Source organism: Micromonospora sp. CA-248212 (assembly GCF_050948405.1).
Lineage (GTDB): Bacteria > Actinomycetota > Actinomycetes > Mycobacteriales > Micromonosporaceae > Micromonospora.
In genome coordinates, this window is record NZ_CP192023.1 from 2,104,660 (window position 1) to 2,122,417 (window position 17,758).

Consider the following 17,758-nt stretch of genomic DNA (forward strand, 5'->3'; position numbering starts at 1 on the left):
CGGTCGGCCAAGGAGGGGTAAGGGACGTGGGGGACCTACGTGGGCGCTTCAGGGACGAACTGGCCCGACACGTCGCCCCGCCGCTCGGTGACCTGGTTGAGCAGTCGGTGGTGCAGGGTCGACGACTACGCCGCCGGCGTCGGCTGGCGCAGTTCGGCGCGGGCGGATCCGCGTTGGCGATGCTGCTCGTGATCGGCCTGGCGGCCGGGCCGCTCACCGGCGGCGCCGACCAGGTGGGTCAGTCCGAGACGTGGGGCGTCGGTTCGCCGGGTGGGCCGGTCGACAGCCCGACGCCGTCCCGGGCGCAGACTTCCGACAGCGCCCCGGGTGGCGGGTCCGTGGCGGGCGCAGCCGAGGCCCCGGGAGTGGCCACGTCGGCGGCTCCCACCACCACGGTGATCGACAACGTGCGGATCGGCGCGGGGCCGGACGGTCCACTGCTGACGACCACACCGCAGGGCGCCCTGGAGTTGTTGATGCGGCTCCTACCCAAGGGCGAGACCAGCGGTCAGGCGAGCTTGGGAAGCAGCGGGGCGGGCCCCGGCATGCCGTACGTCCAGACCTTCCTGGATCGGGGCGACGGACCCGGCATGGTGCGGCTCTCCGTCTACCAGGACGACCTCGGCGGCGATCCGGTCCCGGGGACGGTGGAGCTGACCGAGGTGCCCGGCAACTGCGTGCAGGACAAGATGATCACGGTGTATCACCGGGACGGCCTGCAGATCGACGTGCTGCTCTCCACCTGTCTGGCCTGGGATGGCAAGGGGAGTTCGCCCGCGCCCGCCGTTCTGTCCGTGGATGAGGCAATCGCGATCGCCGCCAATCCGAGCTGGGGGACGAGAATTCCGGCCGAGTACGTCCGGAGCGGCGCCAAGAGGTTCCCCACCCTGGCCAGGTCGAATGGCTGACGAAGACTTCGTGGAATTCGCGCAGGCGGCCGTGGGCCGCCTGCGCGACGCCGCGTTCCTGATGTGCCGCGACTGGCATCTCGCCCAGGACCTCACCCAGACCGCGCTGGCGAGGATGTACGCCAACTGGGGGCGGGTCCGACGGGCCGACGACCTCTACGCGTACGCCCGCAAGGTACTGCTGCGCTGCGTGATCGATCAGCAGCGGCGTCGCTCCAGCACCGAGTTGGCGATGTCGACGCCGCCCGACCAGGGCGAGGAGCATCCGGCTGAGCTGCGCATGACGTTGCTCGACGCGGTCGCCACCCTGCCACTGCGCGATCGGGCGATCATCGTCCTGCGCTACTGGGACGACCTGAGCGTGGAGACGACCGCCGAGGTCGTGGGCGTCTCCACGGCCGTCGTGAAGAGCCAGAGCATGCGCTCCCTCAGCCGGCTGCGCGAGTTGCTCGGCGAGACCCGTTCCGAGTTGTTCGCCGAGGAGCGGCATTGATCGGCCGGGTCTGTCCGGTGGCGGCGACGGGGGTGCCACCGCGCACCCTCGGCGACGCCGCGACCTGCGATGGCAGTCATCTGTGTGTGGGAGGTTCGGTGTCCGTGTCGAGCAGCAGGACCTGCCGGGGCCGGGTTCGCGGCAGGGTCCGGGTGCCGGCTTTGGTCGTGCCGCTGGTCCTGTCGGCGTTGGTGGTGCTGGTCGCGGGGTGTCAGCGGTCGGGGCCGGGTGACGGCCCCGAGAAGCCACCGACCGTGAACGTCGAACGGAGTGGCCTGAGCATGCTGCTGGGAGCGGGCGACCTGGGTGCGGGTTGGCGTGCGGACGACGCGCGGCCCGGTCTGCCACCCTGGCCGTGGGAGCAGGACGACTGCCCCGACTACCAGAGCAGCGACTACACCGCGAAGTCGCACCGACGGGCTGCCGTGGAGCGCTACTACCGGCTGCCGGACGGCTCGTCGCCGGCCCACCACATCGTGGAGACGTACGAACCTGGATGGGCCGAGCGCAGTGTCGACGACGTCCGTACGGTCCTCCGACGGTGCGCGAGCTACCTGATTAACGGATCACGGGTCTCGTTCGACATCATCGACCCGCACTATCTGGGCGGTGCCGGTCTGCTCGTCAGGGGCCGCATCGCACATGCCGACACCCCAACTACCGCTAGGTACTTCGTCATGGTGAAACGGGACGAGACGGTCTCGACTATCAGCCTGCCCGACTTGGGCGACCAGGCTGCGGTGGATACGATCGCGGCGAAGGCGGTGGCCCGTCTTGGCTGAGCGGGGAGGTCGGATGCTGCCACGCCGCTGGGTTGTCTCCGCGGTCACCGTGTCCCTCGCCGGCGTCGCGACGGCCGCCTACGGCACGACGCACGTCCGCGACGGCGGCGGGGGCGACGCGTCACCCGGTCGTTCGCCGGCCAGTCCGGTTCCGACGACGCCGGCCGTCGACCGGCTGAAACCGGCGCGGGCACGTATCGAGGCCTACGTCGACCGGTACGACGGCCATCTCGCGGTCGCGGCAGTGGATCGACAAAGTACGGCCGCGGTGACGGCCGGCCCCACCCGCTTCGAGACCGCCAGCATCGTCAAGGTCAATATCCTCGCGGCGCTGCTGCTGCGCCAGAACCCGCCCGGTAAGGCCCTGAGCTCGGAGACCAGACGGCTGGCCGAAGCCATGATCGTGTCCAGTGACAACGACGCCGCGGTGGCCCTGTGGCAGAAGATCGACGGCTCGCGCGGCCTCACGGCCGCGAACCGCACACTCGGTCTGCTGGAGACCAAAGCCAACAAGCACTGGGGGACGACCACGACCACGGCCGCCGACCAGATCCGTCTGCTGACGGCGCTGACGTCGTCGAAGGGCCCGCTGACGCCGCAGGACCGTACCTTCGTCATGGGCCTCATGAAGAAGGTGATCCCCGAGCAGCGGTGGGGAGTCACCGCCGCGCGTGAGCCGGGCAATTCCGTGTACGTCAAGAACGGCTGGGACACCGTGGACGTCGACGGCGGTCGCTGGCTCGTCAACAGCATCGGACGGATCGTCGAGGCCCGTCACGACTGGCTGATCGCCGTGCTCTCCGACCATCACGTCAGCCAGGAGGCGGGCGTCAGCGTGGTGGAGAAGGCGGCGAAGTTCGTCCTCAAGGAGATGCGCGCCGCCACCGCGGGCGACGGCCCTTCGTAGGGTGGGCCGTCGCCCCCGGGCGTCCCGCCGCACGGCTCGCGTTCGGGCGGTGGCCGCCGATCAGGGCCGGTCGGCGGCCGCCAGGGGCAGGTGCGCGACCGGCACGAGTCGCCGGACGCCGCGGCTCGGGCTGGGCTGTTCGGTGCCCCGGACGGTCGCGATGTCGGCCGCGAGCGCCTCGATCTGTTGGCGGGTGACGCCCGGCATGCAGATCAGGTGGCTGATGCCGCCGTCGGCGTTCGACAGGCCGTAGCGGCGGGAGACCGGCGGTGGCGGTGTCGTGAAGTAGACAGTGAAGGCGTGGACGTTGCGCCAGGCGGGCCAGCCGACGCTGGCCAGCAGGGAGTGGGCGAAACGAGCCGTTTCGCGTGCGCGCTCGGCGCGTTCACGGTGCCCGTCCTCGCCGAGCAGTCGCAGCGCGTACCACATCTGGACGGCGAGTTGGCCGCAGCGCGAGCCACTGATGGTGCTGTCGGTCGTGGCGGTGTAGGAGATCCGTCGCGCTGCCCGTTGCAGCGAGCGGCGGGTGACCACCAGACCGCCCGGGATGGTGGTCCCGTAGAACTTGTGGCAGGAGATGGCCACGGAGTCGACCACGCCGCCAAGGTCGATGGCCACCGGCCGGTCCGGCAGCAGGGCCAACGGCACACCGGCGAGTGCTCCGTCGACGTGCAGGTGAGCGTTGCGGATCGCCAGCTCGGACAGGGCGCGACGAACACGGGCTGGGTCGTCCACCGCCTCCGTCACGGTCGTGCCGGCGTTGGCCACGACGATGGCGGGCCGGTCCCTGCGCCGGGCCAACTCGCCGCGCAGATCGTCGTAGTCGATCTCACCGGTGACGTCGGTGCGGATGACGACCTCGGGGAGGTTGAGCATGCTGGCGGTCTTGCGGATCCAGTCGTGGGTCGCCTGGCTGTAGTAGAGGACGGGACTCGCGCCGGCGAACCGGTCCCGGGCGAGCAGGATGGCCGCCTGGTTGGCCTCCGTGCCACCACTGGTCAGATATCCCCACCGATCGTCGGCGGGGGCGCCGAAGAGGTTCGCGTGCCAGTCGATGACCCTGCGCTCGTAGGCCTTCGTGTGAACGGTGTCGGGGTCGGTATCCGGGTCACCGACATTATTGATCAACAGTCCGAACAGGGAGGTCACGGGTCCATAGTCGATATCCACCGCGGCCGGGAAGCCGATCGACCTGCGCGCTGACAGAGCGGCTCGTAACTGCTCGATCTCAGCGGTGAGGGAAAGGTCGTCGGGAACGCTTGTGGGGGAGGTCACGGGCTCTCCGTTGATAGGCGACTCAGCGAAGAGTGGACCATGACGCCGACGTACAGGCAACAGTCTCCGAATCGCGATCAAGCCGACTGGCGGTGCATGGTTGATCGCGGTGTGTGTGCGATGAGAGGCTGTGGCGACGTCTTTGGAGGGACTGACACCGTGGCGTACGACAGGCCGGGAACGCGCTCGAATCCTTTTGAGAGGAGCGCCGACGATTGGAGAGCGGCGGCGAGTGCCGGAAGGACGGCAGCGGTCCCCTGGGACCAGCACTCGGGCAGCCAGCCGTCCATCCCTCCGGAGCCGGCGCCGGCGGTTGGACGCCACGGTTGGGTGGCGCCCACGACCGCGATACCGTCGCCCGCCGTCGAGCAGCAGCCGCCGGTCCCCTGGCAGCCCACGCCGTCCGCGTACGCGCCGCCACCGGTGGAGCCGTCGCCGACCACGCGCGAGTCGCCGACCGCGCCCCCGGTCAGCGATCCGGAGACGCGGCGGATCTGGGCGTCGTTGCGATCGTCCGCGTTGAGCCGGGTCGGGTTGATGAACACGATGCACGGCCGGCACGCGTGGGCGCAGCGCCGGCGCAACCCGCTGTGCCCCTACGGCTTCGCCTTCCTCTACGCGGTGCCGGTCATCGGGTCCACAGCGGATCGATCGGTCTTCGAGGTGGGCGCGGCGACGCGTCTCGACAAGGCCGGCGAGGACGTCTCACACCTGCCCAGGCTGCTGTACGACCTCGCGCAGACGGCGCGACACTACCTCGATAACGGAGGTTTGGATCCGCGTCAGCCCCCGCAGATGTGCAACCGGGTCGACGAGCGGATCACCGCCGAGTCGACGTTCATCGGGCTCGCGGTCAGCTCGCTCGACGGTCCGCTCGGCACCTGGGAGCAGACGATGCGCCGGGTGGAGGGTGAGGACCGCATTCCCGGCCGCTTCTACATCCAGATGATGGATCCCGAAGAGACGCGGATCGTCGTCGACCGGCCCACCGATCCGTGGGAGAGACCGCTGATCCAGTCCACCACGCCGCTCTACGAGTCGTGGCGTCCGTTGCAGAGCTACTCGGGCGACGCTCCGATCTGGACGGGGATCGCCCAGTTGGCGACGCTGGTGCACCTCGGCGCGCAGCGGATCAGCCCGACCAGGGGCGCGACAGCCTAGAACCTGAAGCAGGCGGCGCCGCTTCGGCGGCGCCGCCTGCTTCATCGTGTGGACGCGGCTCAGAGCGTGAGGTGACCCAGGTCCTCGTCGACCTGCCGCGTCGGGTTGGTCTCCCGTTCCCCGATGCCGGTGAGCAGGTCCGGGCGGCGGGCCCGAACGCTGATCGCCCACAGCACGCCGATGACGACGAAGACGCCGACCGTTCCGGGCACCAGCCAGGCGGTGTGGGAACCGGGTGGCGTGCCGAGCGCGGCGCTGATGTTGACCAGCGTGACCAGCAGGATCACCGCGATCGCGATACCACCGAGGGTGGGAGCGATCGCCCGCGCCCACAGCGACTCGCTGCGTCCGCCGCCCCGGGCGAAGTAACGGACGGTGGCGAGTGAACTCACCGTCATCAAGAGCATCAGGCTGACCGCGGCGATGTTGCTCAGCCAGGTGAACATGGTCAACGCCTCGGCGCCGCTCACCACGAACAGCAGGATGACGATCAGAGCGGTGATCGACTGGGTGATCGAGCCGCCCAGCGGCGCGCCCGACCCACCCTCGCGGATGGCCGCCAGGCGAGCGGGCAACAGCCGGTCCTTGCCGAGCGCGAACAGGTATCTCGCCACGCTGTTGTGGAAGCTGATCATCGCCGCGAGGACGCTGCTGACCAGCAGCAGGCCACCCAGCGCCACCAGCAGGACGCCGGCGCTACCGGCGCGGGAGCCCGAGAAGACCTCGAACGGCAGCGGCGCCGCCGGGTCGCGGGCCAGGTCGACGACCCGGTCGGCGCCCACCGTTGCCACCATCGCCCACGCGCACAGCGCGTAGAGCAGGCCCAGGCCCAGGATCACGTAGATGATGCTGCGCGACACCGCCCGTGGGGTGCGCGCCTCCGCACCGTACGCGGCGATGGTCTCGGTGCCGAAGAACGCGGCGAAGCCGAGGGGAAGGACCGCGAGCCCGGCCACCACCCCGGTGTCGAACAGTTGCGCCGGGTTCAACGCCGCGAAGGTCAGTTGACCGCCCACCGGGTGAGCCAGGCCGACCAGCACGAACACCAGCAGCAACGTGATCTCGACGATCAGGATGGTGCCGAACATGGCGGTGCTGACGCCGGTGCGTTGCAGACCGAACGCCGCGACGATGGCCCACGCGAGGAGCGCGCCGACCCACCACGGTCCGCCGACCAGCCCGCTGATCACCGACCCGAGCAGCCCGTACAACGAAATCTGAATGGTGTTGTAGGCCAGGAGCACGACCGGCGCGCCCGCGACCCCGACGAGCCGGGACAGGCCGGCGGCGAGGGCGGTGTAGAAGATTCCACTGGGCTGCACGTAACGGGCGATGGCGATGTACCCCGGTGCCCACAGGAGCATCACGACCGTCAGGAGCAGGAAACTGGAGGCCACACCGGTATTGCCGGTCGCCGCATAGGTCGCGACGATACCGCCGACGAGAACGGCCATAGGAGACGACGCGGTCGCGCCGAACGTCACCAGAGAACTCGTTCGCAGAGTTTTGCGTGCCAGTCCCCGCTCGGCGGACACCGTCAGGGGGGTCACCGAAGGCGTGACCATAACTGAACCTCCCCAGGTTCTAGGCGATAGGTCAGGGACGGGACTCGATGACCTTACAGGTGATCTCGCCGTTACTGGGAGCAGCGGGTCGCAGAATTTGAGCGCCCCGGGAAGCGCAACGAAGATTCGGGACGACCCGCCTCGCGTCCTGTGTGGACAATCAGCCGTGTTGATCGTTAGCCGCCTCGGAAGAGGGAGGAAGGATCACCCCGCCGAGGGAGGCTGGACACCCGTCACCGGTGCGATGGTCGGGTCACGGCCAGTGGTTCGCCGGAGGATACGAGACGCCGCGGCGGGGGTGATGGCCGCGGTCGTGCGGATGGGGTGACGATGACAAAGCAGGCTGTCCGGGCGGCCCGGATGTTCGACGGCGAGCGGCTCACCGATGGTGGGGTGCTGGTCCTCCTCGAGGGCGGGCGCATCGCCGACGTGCACCGGGGCTGGATCGACGCCCCGGTGGGCTGGCCGGTACGCGAGGCGCGAGACGGGACAGTGTTGCCTGGTTTGGTCGACGCACACGTGCACCTGTGCGCCGACGCCGGGCCGGACGCGCTCGGTCGACTCGCCGAGCGCGCCGAGGCGGATCTCGACGCGGTCATCGAGGCGTCACTGCGCGCGCACCTGGCGGCCGGCGTCACGACGGTACGGGACCTGGGCGACCGACGCGACGCGGTGCTCCGATGGCGGGCTCGGGGAGTACGCGACGACCTGCCGACGGTGGTGGCGTCGGGTACGCCCATCACCAGCGTTGGCGGACACTGCTGGGCGCTGGGGGGTGAGGCGAGCGGTGTCGACGGTGTGCGAGAGGCCGTGCGGCTGCGGGCGGCGGCCGGCGCGGACCTGATCAAGATCATGGCCAGCGGCGGGGTCTTCACCCCTGGCACGGACACCAGTGGGTTGCAGTTCACCGATCAGGAGATGACCGCCGCCGTCGCGCAGGCGCACGACCTGGACCTGCCGGTGACCGCGCACGCGCACGCCCTGCTCGCGGTCGAGCAGGCGCTCCGCGTCGGGGTGGACGGCATCGAGCACTGCACCTGCGTGACTGCGGCCGGGGCCCGCGTCCCCGACGAACTCGCGGACCGCCTGGCCGCGTCCGGACCGGCGGTCTGCGCCACGCTCGGCACCGATCCGGCCGTGGTGACGCCGCCGGAGGTGGTGGCGATGGCGGAGCGGGCCGGGCTCAGCGCCGCCGCGCTACGTGCCGGTGCCGCCACGCTCTACCGGGCCGGGGTCCATCTGGTGGCCGGTTCGGACGCGGGCCTCGGCCCCGCGAAACCGCACGGGATTCTGCCGGAGACACTCGTCGAGTATGTGGCCTGCGGCATTCCCCCCACCGCCGTCCTCGCCGCGGCCACCGCGATCGGCGCGCAGGTGTGTGGCGTGGGCGGCGGTAAGGGCCGCGTCCGGCCCGGATTCGAGGCCGACCTGTTGATCGTCGACGGTGACCCGACGAGCGACATCGGGGTGCTGCGCCACCCGCTCGCCGTGTACCGGGCAGGTGTTCAGGTGGGCTGACCGCTGCGGGGTGGATCACCGACTGCGGCGGGCCATCCACTGCCAGATGTGGGTGCCGTGGTGGCTGGGGTCGTTGCGGGCCACGTAGATCCAGGACCAGTGACCGGGGAACTGGTAGCCGTCCCAGACGACGTGGTCGTACAGGGTGACCAGCGATCCTCGGATGAGGTCGTGCGCGTGGATCGTGTTGGTCTCCGGCGGCACGGTGTCGTCGTCGAGCGAGGTGACCAGCCAGGTCGGCGTCCGGATCGCCGCCAGCTCCGCGTCCGTGACCAGCGGCGGGCCCTGCCCGCCGAGCGGCTCGACGACGCCGCAGATCGGCACCGACGCAGCGAACAGATCGGGATACGTGACGGTCATCTCCAGGGACATGTAGCCGCCGTTGCTGCAACCGACCACGTAGATCCGGTCGGGGTCGACGCGCTCGCGACGCACGAGATCCTGGACGATCTCGCGGATCAGCGGTGCGAACCGGGGCCCGTCCTCCATCCAGTACGAGGTGCTCTGCGGAGCCACGACGTACGCGCCGGAGAAGATCCGTTGGGCCTGCGGGGTGGCGAAACCCAGCGCACCGCGGTTGGCGCGCAGCGTGGTCTCGTTGTCGTAGTAGTCGTCGGGGAGGGAGGCGCCCTCGCCGGCGCCGTGCAGCCAGAGGATCAGCGGCCGTCGGCCGTGGCGGGGCGAATGTGCCGGGGAGTACAGCCGGTACTTGAGGCCCGACCCCGAAACGTGGTGGGTGAAGGCGTCCACCTCGGGGTTCGACAGTCGCCCCTGCACGAAGCGCGTGATGGTGAGGGGGGAGCCGTGGCGGCGCGCGAGCGGCGTGTTCTGCGTGATGGTGTAGACGAGGTCCAGTCGGACGTTGCGGCCCTTGCTCAGGATGTAGCCGAGGGTGCCGCCGCCGGGTTGACCCTCGGCGTGGCTCAGCTCCAGGACGATGTTTCCGTGCCGGTCGAGCCGGGCCGCGGTCACCGTGCGGTCCAGGTCGTACTCGCTGAAGATCAGATCGCCGGGAGCGATCGGGAGCGGGCTGGTGGCCTTGGCGTGCACGGTGAACGTGTCCGGGGTGAGCCCCGCCGGGTCGATCGGGCCGAGCCGACGGGTGTCGAGGGTGACCGAGGTGACCTGCTCACCACCGTCGAGCGTCCGCGCGTCGAGGGTGAAGCCCACGCCGACCTCGTGGTGCCGGTCGTCGGCCTGGGCGGCGGCGCCCGGCAGGGTGAGACCGAGAGCGGCGCCGGCCGCACCGGCCAGCACGGTACGGCGAGTGACAGGCATGGACATACGGCCCCCCGTTTGTAGACAAACGTCGATGGCACCCCACCGTAACGGCGTGGAAATCCATCGGCAACCGACGCGGACGCGCGGCCAGGGCGCCCGGGGCCGGGAATCCCGGAGGGCGCCCTGATCGGTCACGGACGGACGGTCAGCTCAGACGCTCGAACACGGAGAACGGGTACACCCAGGCCTGGGTGAAGATCAGCCCCAGTCGGTGCAGGTAGCGCTGGCAGGTGTTCGGCTGCGCCGGGTTGGTGCAGAAGGTCACCCACAGCTCGGAGTACCCGTCCTTCTCGGTCGGGCTGTGGGCGTACACCTCGTCCCGCGTCACGAACTGCATCGAGGTCAGTCGCGGGTCCTGCACGTCGTTGGGGAAGGAGAGCGAGGTGTCCAGGTTGTACAGCACGATCTCCGTGGCGAACAGGCAGACGCTCGCCTGGAAGTACAGCTCGTAGATGGTGGAGTAGGTGGCGGTCTCGTAGACCTGCTCGGAGACCTCCTCGCGATAGCAGGGGGTACCCGGCGGGAAGGCGGCCGGCGGGGTAACCGGAATCACGTTGGCCCCGACGCCGCCGATGGCGCGGGCCGCCCGGTGCGTCGACGCCGCGGCGAGACCGCCGTCGGCGCAGGCCTTCTTCGTCGTGCAGATGGCCGTGTCGGGCGTCGCCGCCGACGCGGCCGCCGCCGGAACGGCGAGCGTCGCCGCGAGCACGGTCAGGGCCAGGGCCAGAGGCTTGAGGTGTACGGACACGTGACCTCCATCGATCGGATCGGTGCGCTGTGCTCCGCGCACGAGCAGGATCGCGGATCCGATCGGGCTCTGGCCGGAATTCCGTACACCGCCGTACACTGACGAACGTCGATTGTCGACGGTGGGGGGCAGGGCACTGGATGCCGCGGGGGCGCAGACGTCCGACGACCTCGCCGGCCTGTTGCGGGCGTTGCGACGCAGGTACGCACGCCAACACGGCGACGGCGAGCTGACCTATCGGGAGCTGGCCGCCCGCACCGGCTGGTCGCACACCGCCATCGCGGAGTACCTGACCGGGAAGACGCTGCCGCCCACCGACCGGCTCGACGCGCTGGTCCGGCTGCTCGGCGCGACGCCAGCCGAGCAGGGCGCGTTGGCCACCGCCCGGGACCGCGTCGAGGAGAACCGCCGCCGCACGCCGCGTACGCCCGGCCGGCTGGTACCCCGGCAACTGCCCGCCGACGTGGCCAGCCTCGCCGGCCGCGACGACGAGGTGGCCCTCCTCGACAAGCTCGTCGCCGCGCCCACCTCCGTCGTGGTGGCCGCGATCTCGGGAACCGCGGGCGTGGGCAAGACCGCCCTGGCCGTGCACTGGGCGCATCGCGTCGCCGATCGCTTCGACGACGGTCAGCTCTACGTCAACCTGCGCGGCTTCGACCCGCGCGGGCAGGCGGTGAGCGCGGCGAAGGCGCTGCACGGCTTCCTGGACGCGCTCGGCGTTCCGGCCACCCGGGTGCCCGCCGACCTCGACGCCCAGGCCGCCCTGTACCGCAGCGCGCTCGCCGGCAAGCGGATCCTCATCGTGCTGGACAACGCCCGGGACGCCCAACAGGTCCGCCCGCTGCTACCCGGCACGCCCACCACCATGGTGCTGGTGACGAGCCGCAGCCAGCTCACCTCGCTGGTCAGCCTGGACGGCGCGCACCCGCTCCCGCTCGGCCTGCTCAGCCGCGACGCGTCCGCTCAGCTGCTCACCCGTCGGCTCGGCGTGGAACGGGTGGCCGCCGAGCCGGACGCCGCCGAGGCGATCATCGCCGCGTGTGCCCGGCTGCCGCTGGCGCTGAACATCGCCGCTGCCCGGGCCCAGCAGTCCGGCTTTCCGCTGGCCACCCTCGCGGCCGAGCTGGGCACGGCCGGTCAACGGTTCGGCGTACTCAACGCGGGTGACGCGGTCGGCGAGGTAAGGGCGGTGTTCTCCTGGTCGTACACCGCGCTCAGCGCACCGGCCGCCGGGCTGTTCCGGCTGGTGGGCCTGCACCCCGGCCCGGACATCACGGTGGCCGCCGCGGCGAGCCTGGCCGGTCGCGCGGTGGACGACACCCGACTGCTGCTGACCGAACTGACCCGGGCGAACCTGCTGGCCGAGTACCGGCCCGGCCGGTTCACCGCGCACGACCTCCTGCGCGCGTACGCGGCCGAACTCAGCGACGGCACCGACTCCGTGCCCGACCGCAGGGCCGCCACGATCCGGCTCCTCGACCACTACACCCACACCACCCACGCCGCCGACGCCCTGCTGCGCCCGCACAGCGATCCGGTCGACCACCTCATGGCCCCGGCGGCGGCCGGTGTGCGTCCGGAACGGCCCGCCTCGCACGCGGAGGCGCTGCACTGGTTGACCGCCGAACATCCTGTGCTGCTCGCCGCGCTCCGCTTCGCCGCGAGCGCCGGCTACGACGCCCACACCTGGCGGTTGGGTCGGGCCCTCGACACGTTCCTGGACCGGCAGGGACACTGGCACGACCGGGTCGAGACCTGCCGGGCGGCCCTGCTCGCCGCCGAACGTCTCGGCGACCCGGTCGCCCAGGCGGTCGCGCACCGCTTCCTCGCCGGTGCGCACACCGTGGTCAACCGGTACGCCGACGCCCACAGCCACCTCGAACGCGCCCTCGACCTGTACGTGGCCGGTGGTGACACCGAGGGCGAGGCGCGTACGCACCAGAACCTCGCCTCGCTCTGGGACCGTCAGGGCGAGCCCCGCAAGGCGCTCGAGCACTCAAGGCGGACTTTGGTCCTGGCCCGAACCGCCGGCCACCGCAGGGCCCAGGCCGACGCGCTCAACGCCGTCGGCTGGTGCCACGCGCAGATCGGCGAACACCTCGCGGCGCTTGCCTACTGCGAGCAGGCGCTCGACCTGCTCCAGCAACTCGACGACCGGGCGGGCGAGGCGGCGACCTGGGACAGCCTCGGGTACGCACACCACCACCTCGGCCAGTTCGGCCGGGCCGTGGAGTGTTACGAGCGCACGCTCGACCTGACCCGGGATCTCGGCGACCTCTGGGGCGAGGCGGACACTCTGAGCCGGCTGGGCGACACCCGCCTCGCACTCGGCGACCCCGCCTCCGCCCGAGCCGACTGGCAGCGGGCACTGGACATCTTCACGGCCCTGGACCACCCGGACGCCGCAGCCGTCCGCGCCAGGTTGCGGGCCCGGTAGGCGTCCGCGCCGACCAGACGACGGCGCGGGTGCCGGTTTAGCTCCTTGCGCGGCGGGGATTCCCGGCAGCGCTCCGGCGGCAGCCGGGTACGGGTGGGGGAGGCTGATGCGTAGGATCCGGACCTCCCGCGGTGCCACCTCGAACGGGGTGACCAGATCCCGGAGGCCGTTCGGAGCGGAACGTGACCCGAGCCGGGTGGTCACCTTCAGCGACGCCGTCATGGCGATCGCCATCACCCTTCTCGTCCTGGAGATCAAGCCGCCCGAGGACACCGAACACCTCATGCGCGGATTGCTCGACCTGTGGCCGTCCTACCTGGCCTACGGCGTCACCTTTCTGCTGCTCGGCCAGATCTGGGTGAACCACCACGTCATGTTCGATCACATCCGCTCCGCCGACCGCCTGCTGCTACTGCTGAACACCCTGCTGCTGATGGTGATCGCGTTCCTGCCGTTCGTCTCGTCGGTGCTGGCCCGTGCCTTCGAGGAGGGGCCCGGCAAGCGGGCCGCGCTCGTCTTCTACGGCATCGTCTACGGGGCCGCCTCCATCCTCTTCAACGTCATCTGGCAGTACGCCAGCAGCGGTCACCGTCTGTTGACGTCCACCACCGACGAGGCCACCGCCCGAGCGATCAGCAGGCGTTTCCGGGTGGCCCCCGTCTGGATCGCTGTCGGAACCGCCCTGTGCGTCGTCCACCCGATCGCCGGCCTGATCGCGGTCGCGGCGTTCATTCCCTTCTACTGGCTACCGATCAACGGTGAGATCGCCAGCATCAGACGGACCCGGGCCCAGGCCGCGGACGGCCCGCCCTGAACCTGTCCTGTCGCAGGCTCGGGGCGGGCCGGCGCGGGCCTCAGCGACCCTGCAGGCGCTTCACGTTGTCGCCGAAGGTCCATCCCTTCGAGCCGTCCCAGTTCGCCGACCAGGTCATCAGGCCCTTGAGGCCGGGCACGGAGTTCCAGGCCTGCGTGACCAACGACGTCGACAGGTAGCCACCGCCCGCCCCGATCTGCGCGGGCAGGCCCGGGACCTGCTTGTCGTACGGCACCCGGATGGTGGTTCCCCCGATGGTGAGGCCGTTGTTCAGGCACTGCGTCTGCACGGTGAAGCCCTGCACGGTGCCAGCCGGGTACGAGTCGCCCGAGCAGCCGTACATGCTGCCGTTGTAGTACTGCATGTTGAGCCACCAGAGCCGGCCGTTGTCGACGTACTTCTTGATGATCGGCAGGTACGAGCCCCAGATCGAGCCGTAGACCACGCTGCCGCCGGTGACGTACGCGGTCTCCGGCGCCATGGTCAGGCCGAAGTTCGACGGCATTCGGGCCAGCACGCCGTCGATGATCCGGATCAGGTTGGCCTGCGACGTCGACAGGGTGTTGATGTTGCCGCTACCGGTGAGGCCGGTCTCGATGTCGATGTCGATGCCGTCGAAGTGGTAGTTCGTCAGGATCGGCACGATCGTCGCGATGAACCGGTCGGCGACCGCGGTGGAGCTCAGGTCGATGCCGGCGGCGGCACCGCCGATCGACATCAGGATCGTGGCGCCGGCCGCCTTGGCCTGGCACATCTCGGCGGGGGTCGCCACCTTGACGCCGGCGTCCATGCCGTTCTCCCAGAGGACCGTGCCGTCCGCGCGGATCACCGGGAACGCTGCGTTGATCACGTTGTAGCCGTGCTGTGGGAGCCGGCTGTCGGTGATCGGGATCCAGCCGAGCCCGGGGTGTACGCCGTTGGACGCGCCGTCCCAGTTCTCCCAGTAGCCCTGCAACACCTTGCCGGTCGGCCGGGACTTCACCCCGCAGGTTCCGCCGGTCGGCGGCGGCGTGGTGGGGGGAGCCGTGGTCGGGGGAGCGGTGGTCGGGGGCGGCGTGGTGGGTGGCGCGGTCGTCGGCGGTGGCGTGCTGGGTGGAGGAGTGTTTCCCGAGCAGGCTCCCAGGTCACGCCAGAGCGACGGGGTCGAAGCGGGGTTCCAACCGGCGCCGACGTACGCGGTGTGGGTGACCAGAGCCTGGTAGAGCCGGCCGCCGTAGGTGACCTGTGCGCCCACCTGGTAGGTGGTGCCCTCGGCCCAGGCGGGTGCGGTGCAGGCGACCATCGCGACGGCGTTGCCCGAGGACACGGCGGCCATGCTGCTGGGGACGAAGGCGACGGCGGCCGCGACGGACATCGCCGCCCCGGCCAGCGCTGCGACGATGCGACGGCTTCTCATGGCTCACTCCCCAGGCTTCGGCGACCCGCGACCTCCACATATTGACGTTCGTGACGTTTAATATCAAGGGTTGTTTACAGATAACCTGTGGAACGTCACCGGGCGGTGCTGTTCGGTGCCGGGCTCCGGGTGCCGTGGGTGGCCATGATGATGAGGTCGGCTATCGCCTCCGGGTGGGTGACCATGGCGAGGTGCGACGAGTCGACCTCGATCGTCGTCGCGTTCATCCGCTCGGCCAGGAACTGCTCGAGCTCGGGTGCGGTCGTACGGTCCTGCCGCGAGATGGAGTAGTAGCAGGGTTTGTCCCGCCAGGCCGCCGTTGTCGTACGGGCCTTGAACAGGTCGTCGGCGATCGGACCCTGAACGGCGTAGAGGGCACGCGCACGGGCCTCGCCGACGCCGCCGGCGAAGTCTTCGAGGAAGGCGCTCTCGCTGAGCTGCGCGTACCCGTCGTTGTGGACCAGGCCCGCGTTCGCCGGCGGCGTGGGAAATTGGGCGGCGAGCGCGGTGAAGTCCTCGCCGGCGTCCGGCGCGCGGGCCGCCACGTACACCAGGGCGGTGACCGACGGATGGTCCCCGGCCTCGGTGATGACCGTACCGGCCCAGGAGTGGCCGACGAGCACCGTCGCCCCGTCCTGGCGGTCGAGGGCCCGGCGGGTGGCGGCGACGTCGTCGGACAGAGAGGTCAGCGGATTCTGCACGGCGGTCACGGTCAGGCCGGCCCGGTGGAGGAGCGGGATGACGTCGGACCAGGAGGAGCCGTCGGCGTACGCGCCGTGCACCAGGACGACGTTGCGGGCGGGATCGCCCTGGGGTCCATCGGTCATCGGAGTCTCCTACCCGATACGCGGAATCGTCGGCGCACAGAGCTGCCTCACCCGACACTCTTCCCCAAGCGGGTAGCGGCAAGGCGCGAACGCCGAGGCTTCGACCGTGCGTGGAGATGTCCGTTCCGCCCGGCGAGGAGCGTCGACGTCAGACGGAGACCCAGGCCCCGGAGGGCGGATGCCGGGCACCCGCCCGCACGGGTGGCGTCTCAGCAGGTACGCGTCTGCCAGGTCACCTTCGTCACGAACATGGGGACGTAGAAGTTCCCGTCGCCGGGGCGGACGCACTCCGTGCCGGTGAGGGGCGTGCCGAGGTACGTGTAGGACCAGGTGATCTCGGCGTTCCGTGAGGTGTGGTTGTAGTAGTTGAAGACCGGGACGCTGCCCGACCACTCGGTGCTGGTCACCAGGGACGGCGGCGCAGTCGGGCCCTCCGCCGGGTGGTCCCAGTTGGGCCAGGCGCAGAACGTGCCCTGCGGGCAGTTCCCGGGACCCCAGACACCGGAGGCCGCGGCGGGTGCGGCGGGAGCGGTGGCCAGGACGCCCGCGACGGACGCGGTAACGGCGATGGACTTCCAGTGCACGGCTGCCCCCTTCGATAGACGACTATCAATGTAAATTTAAGCTACCGGTGGAAATTTGCGTCGTCAATAACTAGGGGTGAGCCGTCTCGGGGGTCGGTAGGGCTCGGCCGGGCACGACACGACGGATCCGTCGACGAGTGCTCTCGCCGACGGACCGCATCGGGGGTGAAGCCTATGGTTTGCGGGCGAGCAGCCCGACGAAGGTGTGATAGGTGTCGGTCTGCTGTGGCGCGGACGCGCCCGGCGCCGGCCGCCACTCGGCCAGCGGCACCAGCCCCGGCTCCAGCACCTCCAGCCCGTCGACGAACGAGAGGATCTCCTCGTCCGTACGCCAGCGGCCGGTGCCCAGCGACTCGTTGAAGACCCGCTCGACCTCGCGCGCCTTGCGGGAGCCCTCCGGGTCCCGCTCGCCGGGGTCGCGGAAGTGTGAGATCGCCACGTAGCTGCCCGAGGGCAGCGCGTCGATCAGCTCCGCCGCCACCGCGCGCGGATCCTCGTCGTCGCCCAGGTGGTGCAGGATCGCGAAGAGGAGCAGCCCGACCGGCCGATCGAAGTCGAGGAACCGCTGCACGTCCGGGTGGCGCAGGATCTCCTGCGGTGTCCGGATGTCCGCCTGGATCACCGTCGCGGTGCCGTCCGCGGCGAGCAGTGCCCGGCCGTGCGTCAGGACGATCGGGTCGTTGTCGACGTAGACCACCTGAGCCTTCGGGTTCTGCTCGGTGGCGACCTCGTGCACGTTGCCCTGGGTGGGCAGCCCCGATCCGATGTCGAGGAACTGGTCGATGCCCGCCTCGGAGACCAGGAAGCGGATCACCCGACGCAGGAAGGCCCGGTTCGCCTGGCCGGCTGCCGGCCCGTCCGGGGTGATCCGCAGGGCGTGCTCGGCGACCTGTCGGTCCGCCTCGAAGTTGTCCTTGCCGCCCAGGAAGAAGTCGTAGACCCGGGCCACGCTGGGAATGCGGGGGTCGATGCCCGGGGGTGCCGCCTTGTCGCGGGTCACAGGCGTCTCCATTCGATTCGAATCAGCGCAGGCTGAGGACTGTGGACGGTGCCGGCGTTGGG

General features: G+C 70.5%; 16 protein-coding genes. 8 read left to right on the forward strand and 8 right to left on the reverse strand.

What is annotated here, in order from left to right:
• The first annotated feature begins 26 nt into the window (after positions 1-26).
• The 4 genes from ACQP03_RS10460 (at position 27) to ACQP03_RS10475 (ending at position 3,090) form a co-directional block, all read left to right on the forward strand.
• Complete coding sequence (locus ACQP03_RS10460; protein WP_357171452.1) at positions 27-908, forward strand: hypothetical protein; 882 nt, start codon at positions 27-29, stop codon at positions 906-908.
• Complete coding sequence (locus ACQP03_RS10465) at positions 901-1,401, forward strand: SigE family RNA polymerase sigma factor (protein WP_363660934.1); 501 nt, start codon at positions 901-903, stop codon at positions 1,399-1,401. The genes ACQP03_RS10460 and ACQP03_RS10465 overlap by 8 nt, the downstream gene beginning before the upstream one ends.
• 167 nt (positions 1,402-1,568) lie before the next feature.
• Positions 1,569-2,183 carry a hypothetical protein gene (locus ACQP03_RS10470; protein ID WP_357120695.1) on the forward strand — a complete coding sequence of 205 codons (615 nt, stop codon included), beginning with the start codon at positions 1,569-1,571 and terminating at the stop codon, positions 2,181-2,183.
• Positions 2,184-2,196: 13 nt separating this feature from the next.
• A complete protein-coding gene (locus ACQP03_RS10475) occupies positions 2,197-3,090 on the forward strand; it encodes a serine hydrolase (protein WP_363660932.1) in 894 nt (297 codons plus the stop codon).
• Between the two features lie 60 nt (positions 3,091-3,150).
• Here ACQP03_RS10475 and ACQP03_RS10480 read toward each other — a convergent pair whose 3' ends face one another.
• The gene (locus ACQP03_RS10480) at positions 3,151-4,689 is read right to left on the reverse strand and encodes a histidine decarboxylase (RefSeq protein WP_433460837.1); all 1,539 of its coding nucleotides are present in this window, start codon (positions 4,687-4,689) and stop codon (positions 3,151-3,153) included.
• A 6-nt stretch (positions 4,690-4,695) separates the two neighbouring features.
• Here ACQP03_RS10480 and ACQP03_RS10485 point away from each other — a divergent pair, with 6 nt between their 5' ends.
• Positions 4,696-5,526 (forward strand): hypothetical protein, encoded by an 831-nt coding sequence (locus ACQP03_RS10485; RefSeq protein WP_357120686.1) that lies wholly within the window; start codon positions 4,696-4,698, stop codon positions 5,524-5,526.
• Between the two features lie 59 nt (positions 5,527-5,585).
• On the opposite strand, the gene ACQP03_RS10490 is transcribed toward ACQP03_RS10485, so the two are convergent.
• Complete coding sequence (locus tag ACQP03_RS10490; protein ID WP_357421908.1) at positions 5,586-7,076, reverse strand: APC family permease; 1,491 nt, start codon at positions 7,074-7,076, stop codon at positions 5,586-5,588.
• Positions 7,077-7,421: 345 nt separating this feature from the next.
• Here ACQP03_RS10490 and ACQP03_RS10495 point away from each other — a divergent pair, with 345 nt between their 5' ends.
• Positions 7,422-8,609: an amidohydrolase family protein gene (locus ACQP03_RS10495; RefSeq protein WP_357396883.1), complete on the forward strand. Its 1,188-nt coding sequence runs from the start codon at positions 7,422-7,424 to the stop codon at positions 8,607-8,609.
• A gap of 15 nt (positions 8,610-8,624) precedes the next feature.
• Here the strand turns inward: ACQP03_RS10495 and ACQP03_RS10500 are convergent, their stop codons facing one another.
• Together ACQP03_RS10500 and ACQP03_RS10505 are read right to left on the reverse strand one after the other, a co-directional pair.
• Positions 8,625-9,887: a prolyl oligopeptidase family serine peptidase gene (locus ACQP03_RS10500; protein ID WP_357396886.1), complete on the reverse strand. Its 1,263-nt coding sequence runs from the start codon at positions 9,885-9,887 to the stop codon at positions 8,625-8,627.
• Between the two features lie 148 nt (positions 9,888-10,035).
• On the reverse strand, positions 10,036-10,638 hold the full coding sequence (locus ACQP03_RS10505) for a hypothetical protein (RefSeq protein ID WP_357120673.1): 603 nt from the start codon (positions 10,636-10,638) through the stop codon (positions 10,036-10,038).
• A gap of 121 nt (positions 10,639-10,759) precedes the next feature.
• Here ACQP03_RS10505 and ACQP03_RS10510 point away from each other — a divergent pair, with 121 nt between their 5' ends.
• Positions 10,760-13,075, forward strand: a complete 2,316-nt coding sequence (locus ACQP03_RS10510) for an ATP-binding protein (RefSeq protein ID WP_363660929.1) — start codon at positions 10,760-10,762, stop codon at positions 13,073-13,075.
• Between the two features lie 148 nt (positions 13,076-13,223).
• Complete coding sequence (locus tag ACQP03_RS10515) at positions 13,224-13,889, forward strand: TMEM175 family protein (protein ID WP_357171458.1); 666 nt, start codon at positions 13,224-13,226, stop codon at positions 13,887-13,889.
• Positions 13,890-13,929: 40 nt separating this feature from the next.
• On the opposite strand, the gene ACQP03_RS10520 is transcribed toward ACQP03_RS10515, so the two are convergent.
• The 4 genes from ACQP03_RS10520 to ACQP03_RS10535 form a co-directional block, all read right to left on the reverse strand.
• Positions 13,930-15,285 carry a carbohydrate-binding protein gene (locus ACQP03_RS10520; protein WP_357120664.1) on the reverse strand — a complete coding sequence of 452 codons (1,356 nt, stop codon included), beginning with the start codon at positions 15,283-15,285 and terminating at the stop codon, positions 13,930-13,932.
• Positions 15,286-15,380: 95 nt separating this feature from the next.
• On the reverse strand, positions 15,381-16,112 hold the full coding sequence (locus ACQP03_RS10525; protein ID WP_357120661.1) for an alpha/beta fold hydrolase: 732 nt from the start codon (positions 16,110-16,112) through the stop codon (positions 15,381-15,383).
• A gap of 209 nt (positions 16,113-16,321) precedes the next feature.
• Complete coding sequence (locus ACQP03_RS10530; protein WP_357120658.1) at positions 16,322-16,696, reverse strand: hypothetical protein; 375 nt, start codon at positions 16,694-16,696, stop codon at positions 16,322-16,324.
• A 172-nt stretch (positions 16,697-16,868) separates the two neighbouring features.
• Entirely contained in the window at positions 16,869-17,696 is an 828-nt protein-coding gene (locus ACQP03_RS10535; RefSeq protein ID WP_357120655.1) for an SAM-dependent methyltransferase, read from the reverse strand.
• Positions 17,697-17,758: the final 62 nt, after the last annotated feature.

Excerpts from the sequence above, each read along its gene's own strand:
- ACQP03_RS10525 (WP_357120661.1), bottom strand. The coding sequence starts at position 16,112 with ATGACCGATGGACCCCAGGGCGATCCCGCCCGCAACGTCGTCCTGGTG.
- ACQP03_RS10495 (WP_357396883.1), top strand. The coding sequence starts at position 7,422 with ATGACAAAGCAGGCTGTCCGGGCGGCCCGGATGTTCGACGGCGAGCGG.
- ACQP03_RS10475 (WP_363660932.1), top strand. The coding sequence starts at position 2,197 with ATGCTGCCACGCCGCTGGGTTGTCTCCGCGGTCACCGTGTCCCTCGCC.
- ACQP03_RS10520 (WP_357120664.1), bottom strand. The coding sequence starts at position 15,285 with ATGAGAAGCCGTCGCATCGTCGCAGCGCTGGCCGGGGCGGCGATGTCC.
- ACQP03_RS10500 (WP_357396886.1), bottom strand. The coding sequence starts at position 9,887 with ATGCCTGTCACTCGCCGTACCGTGCTGGCCGGTGCGGCCGGCGCCGCT.
- ACQP03_RS10465 (WP_363660934.1), top strand. The coding sequence starts at position 901 with ATGGCTGACGAAGACTTCGTGGAATTCGCGCAGGCGGCCGTGGGCCGC.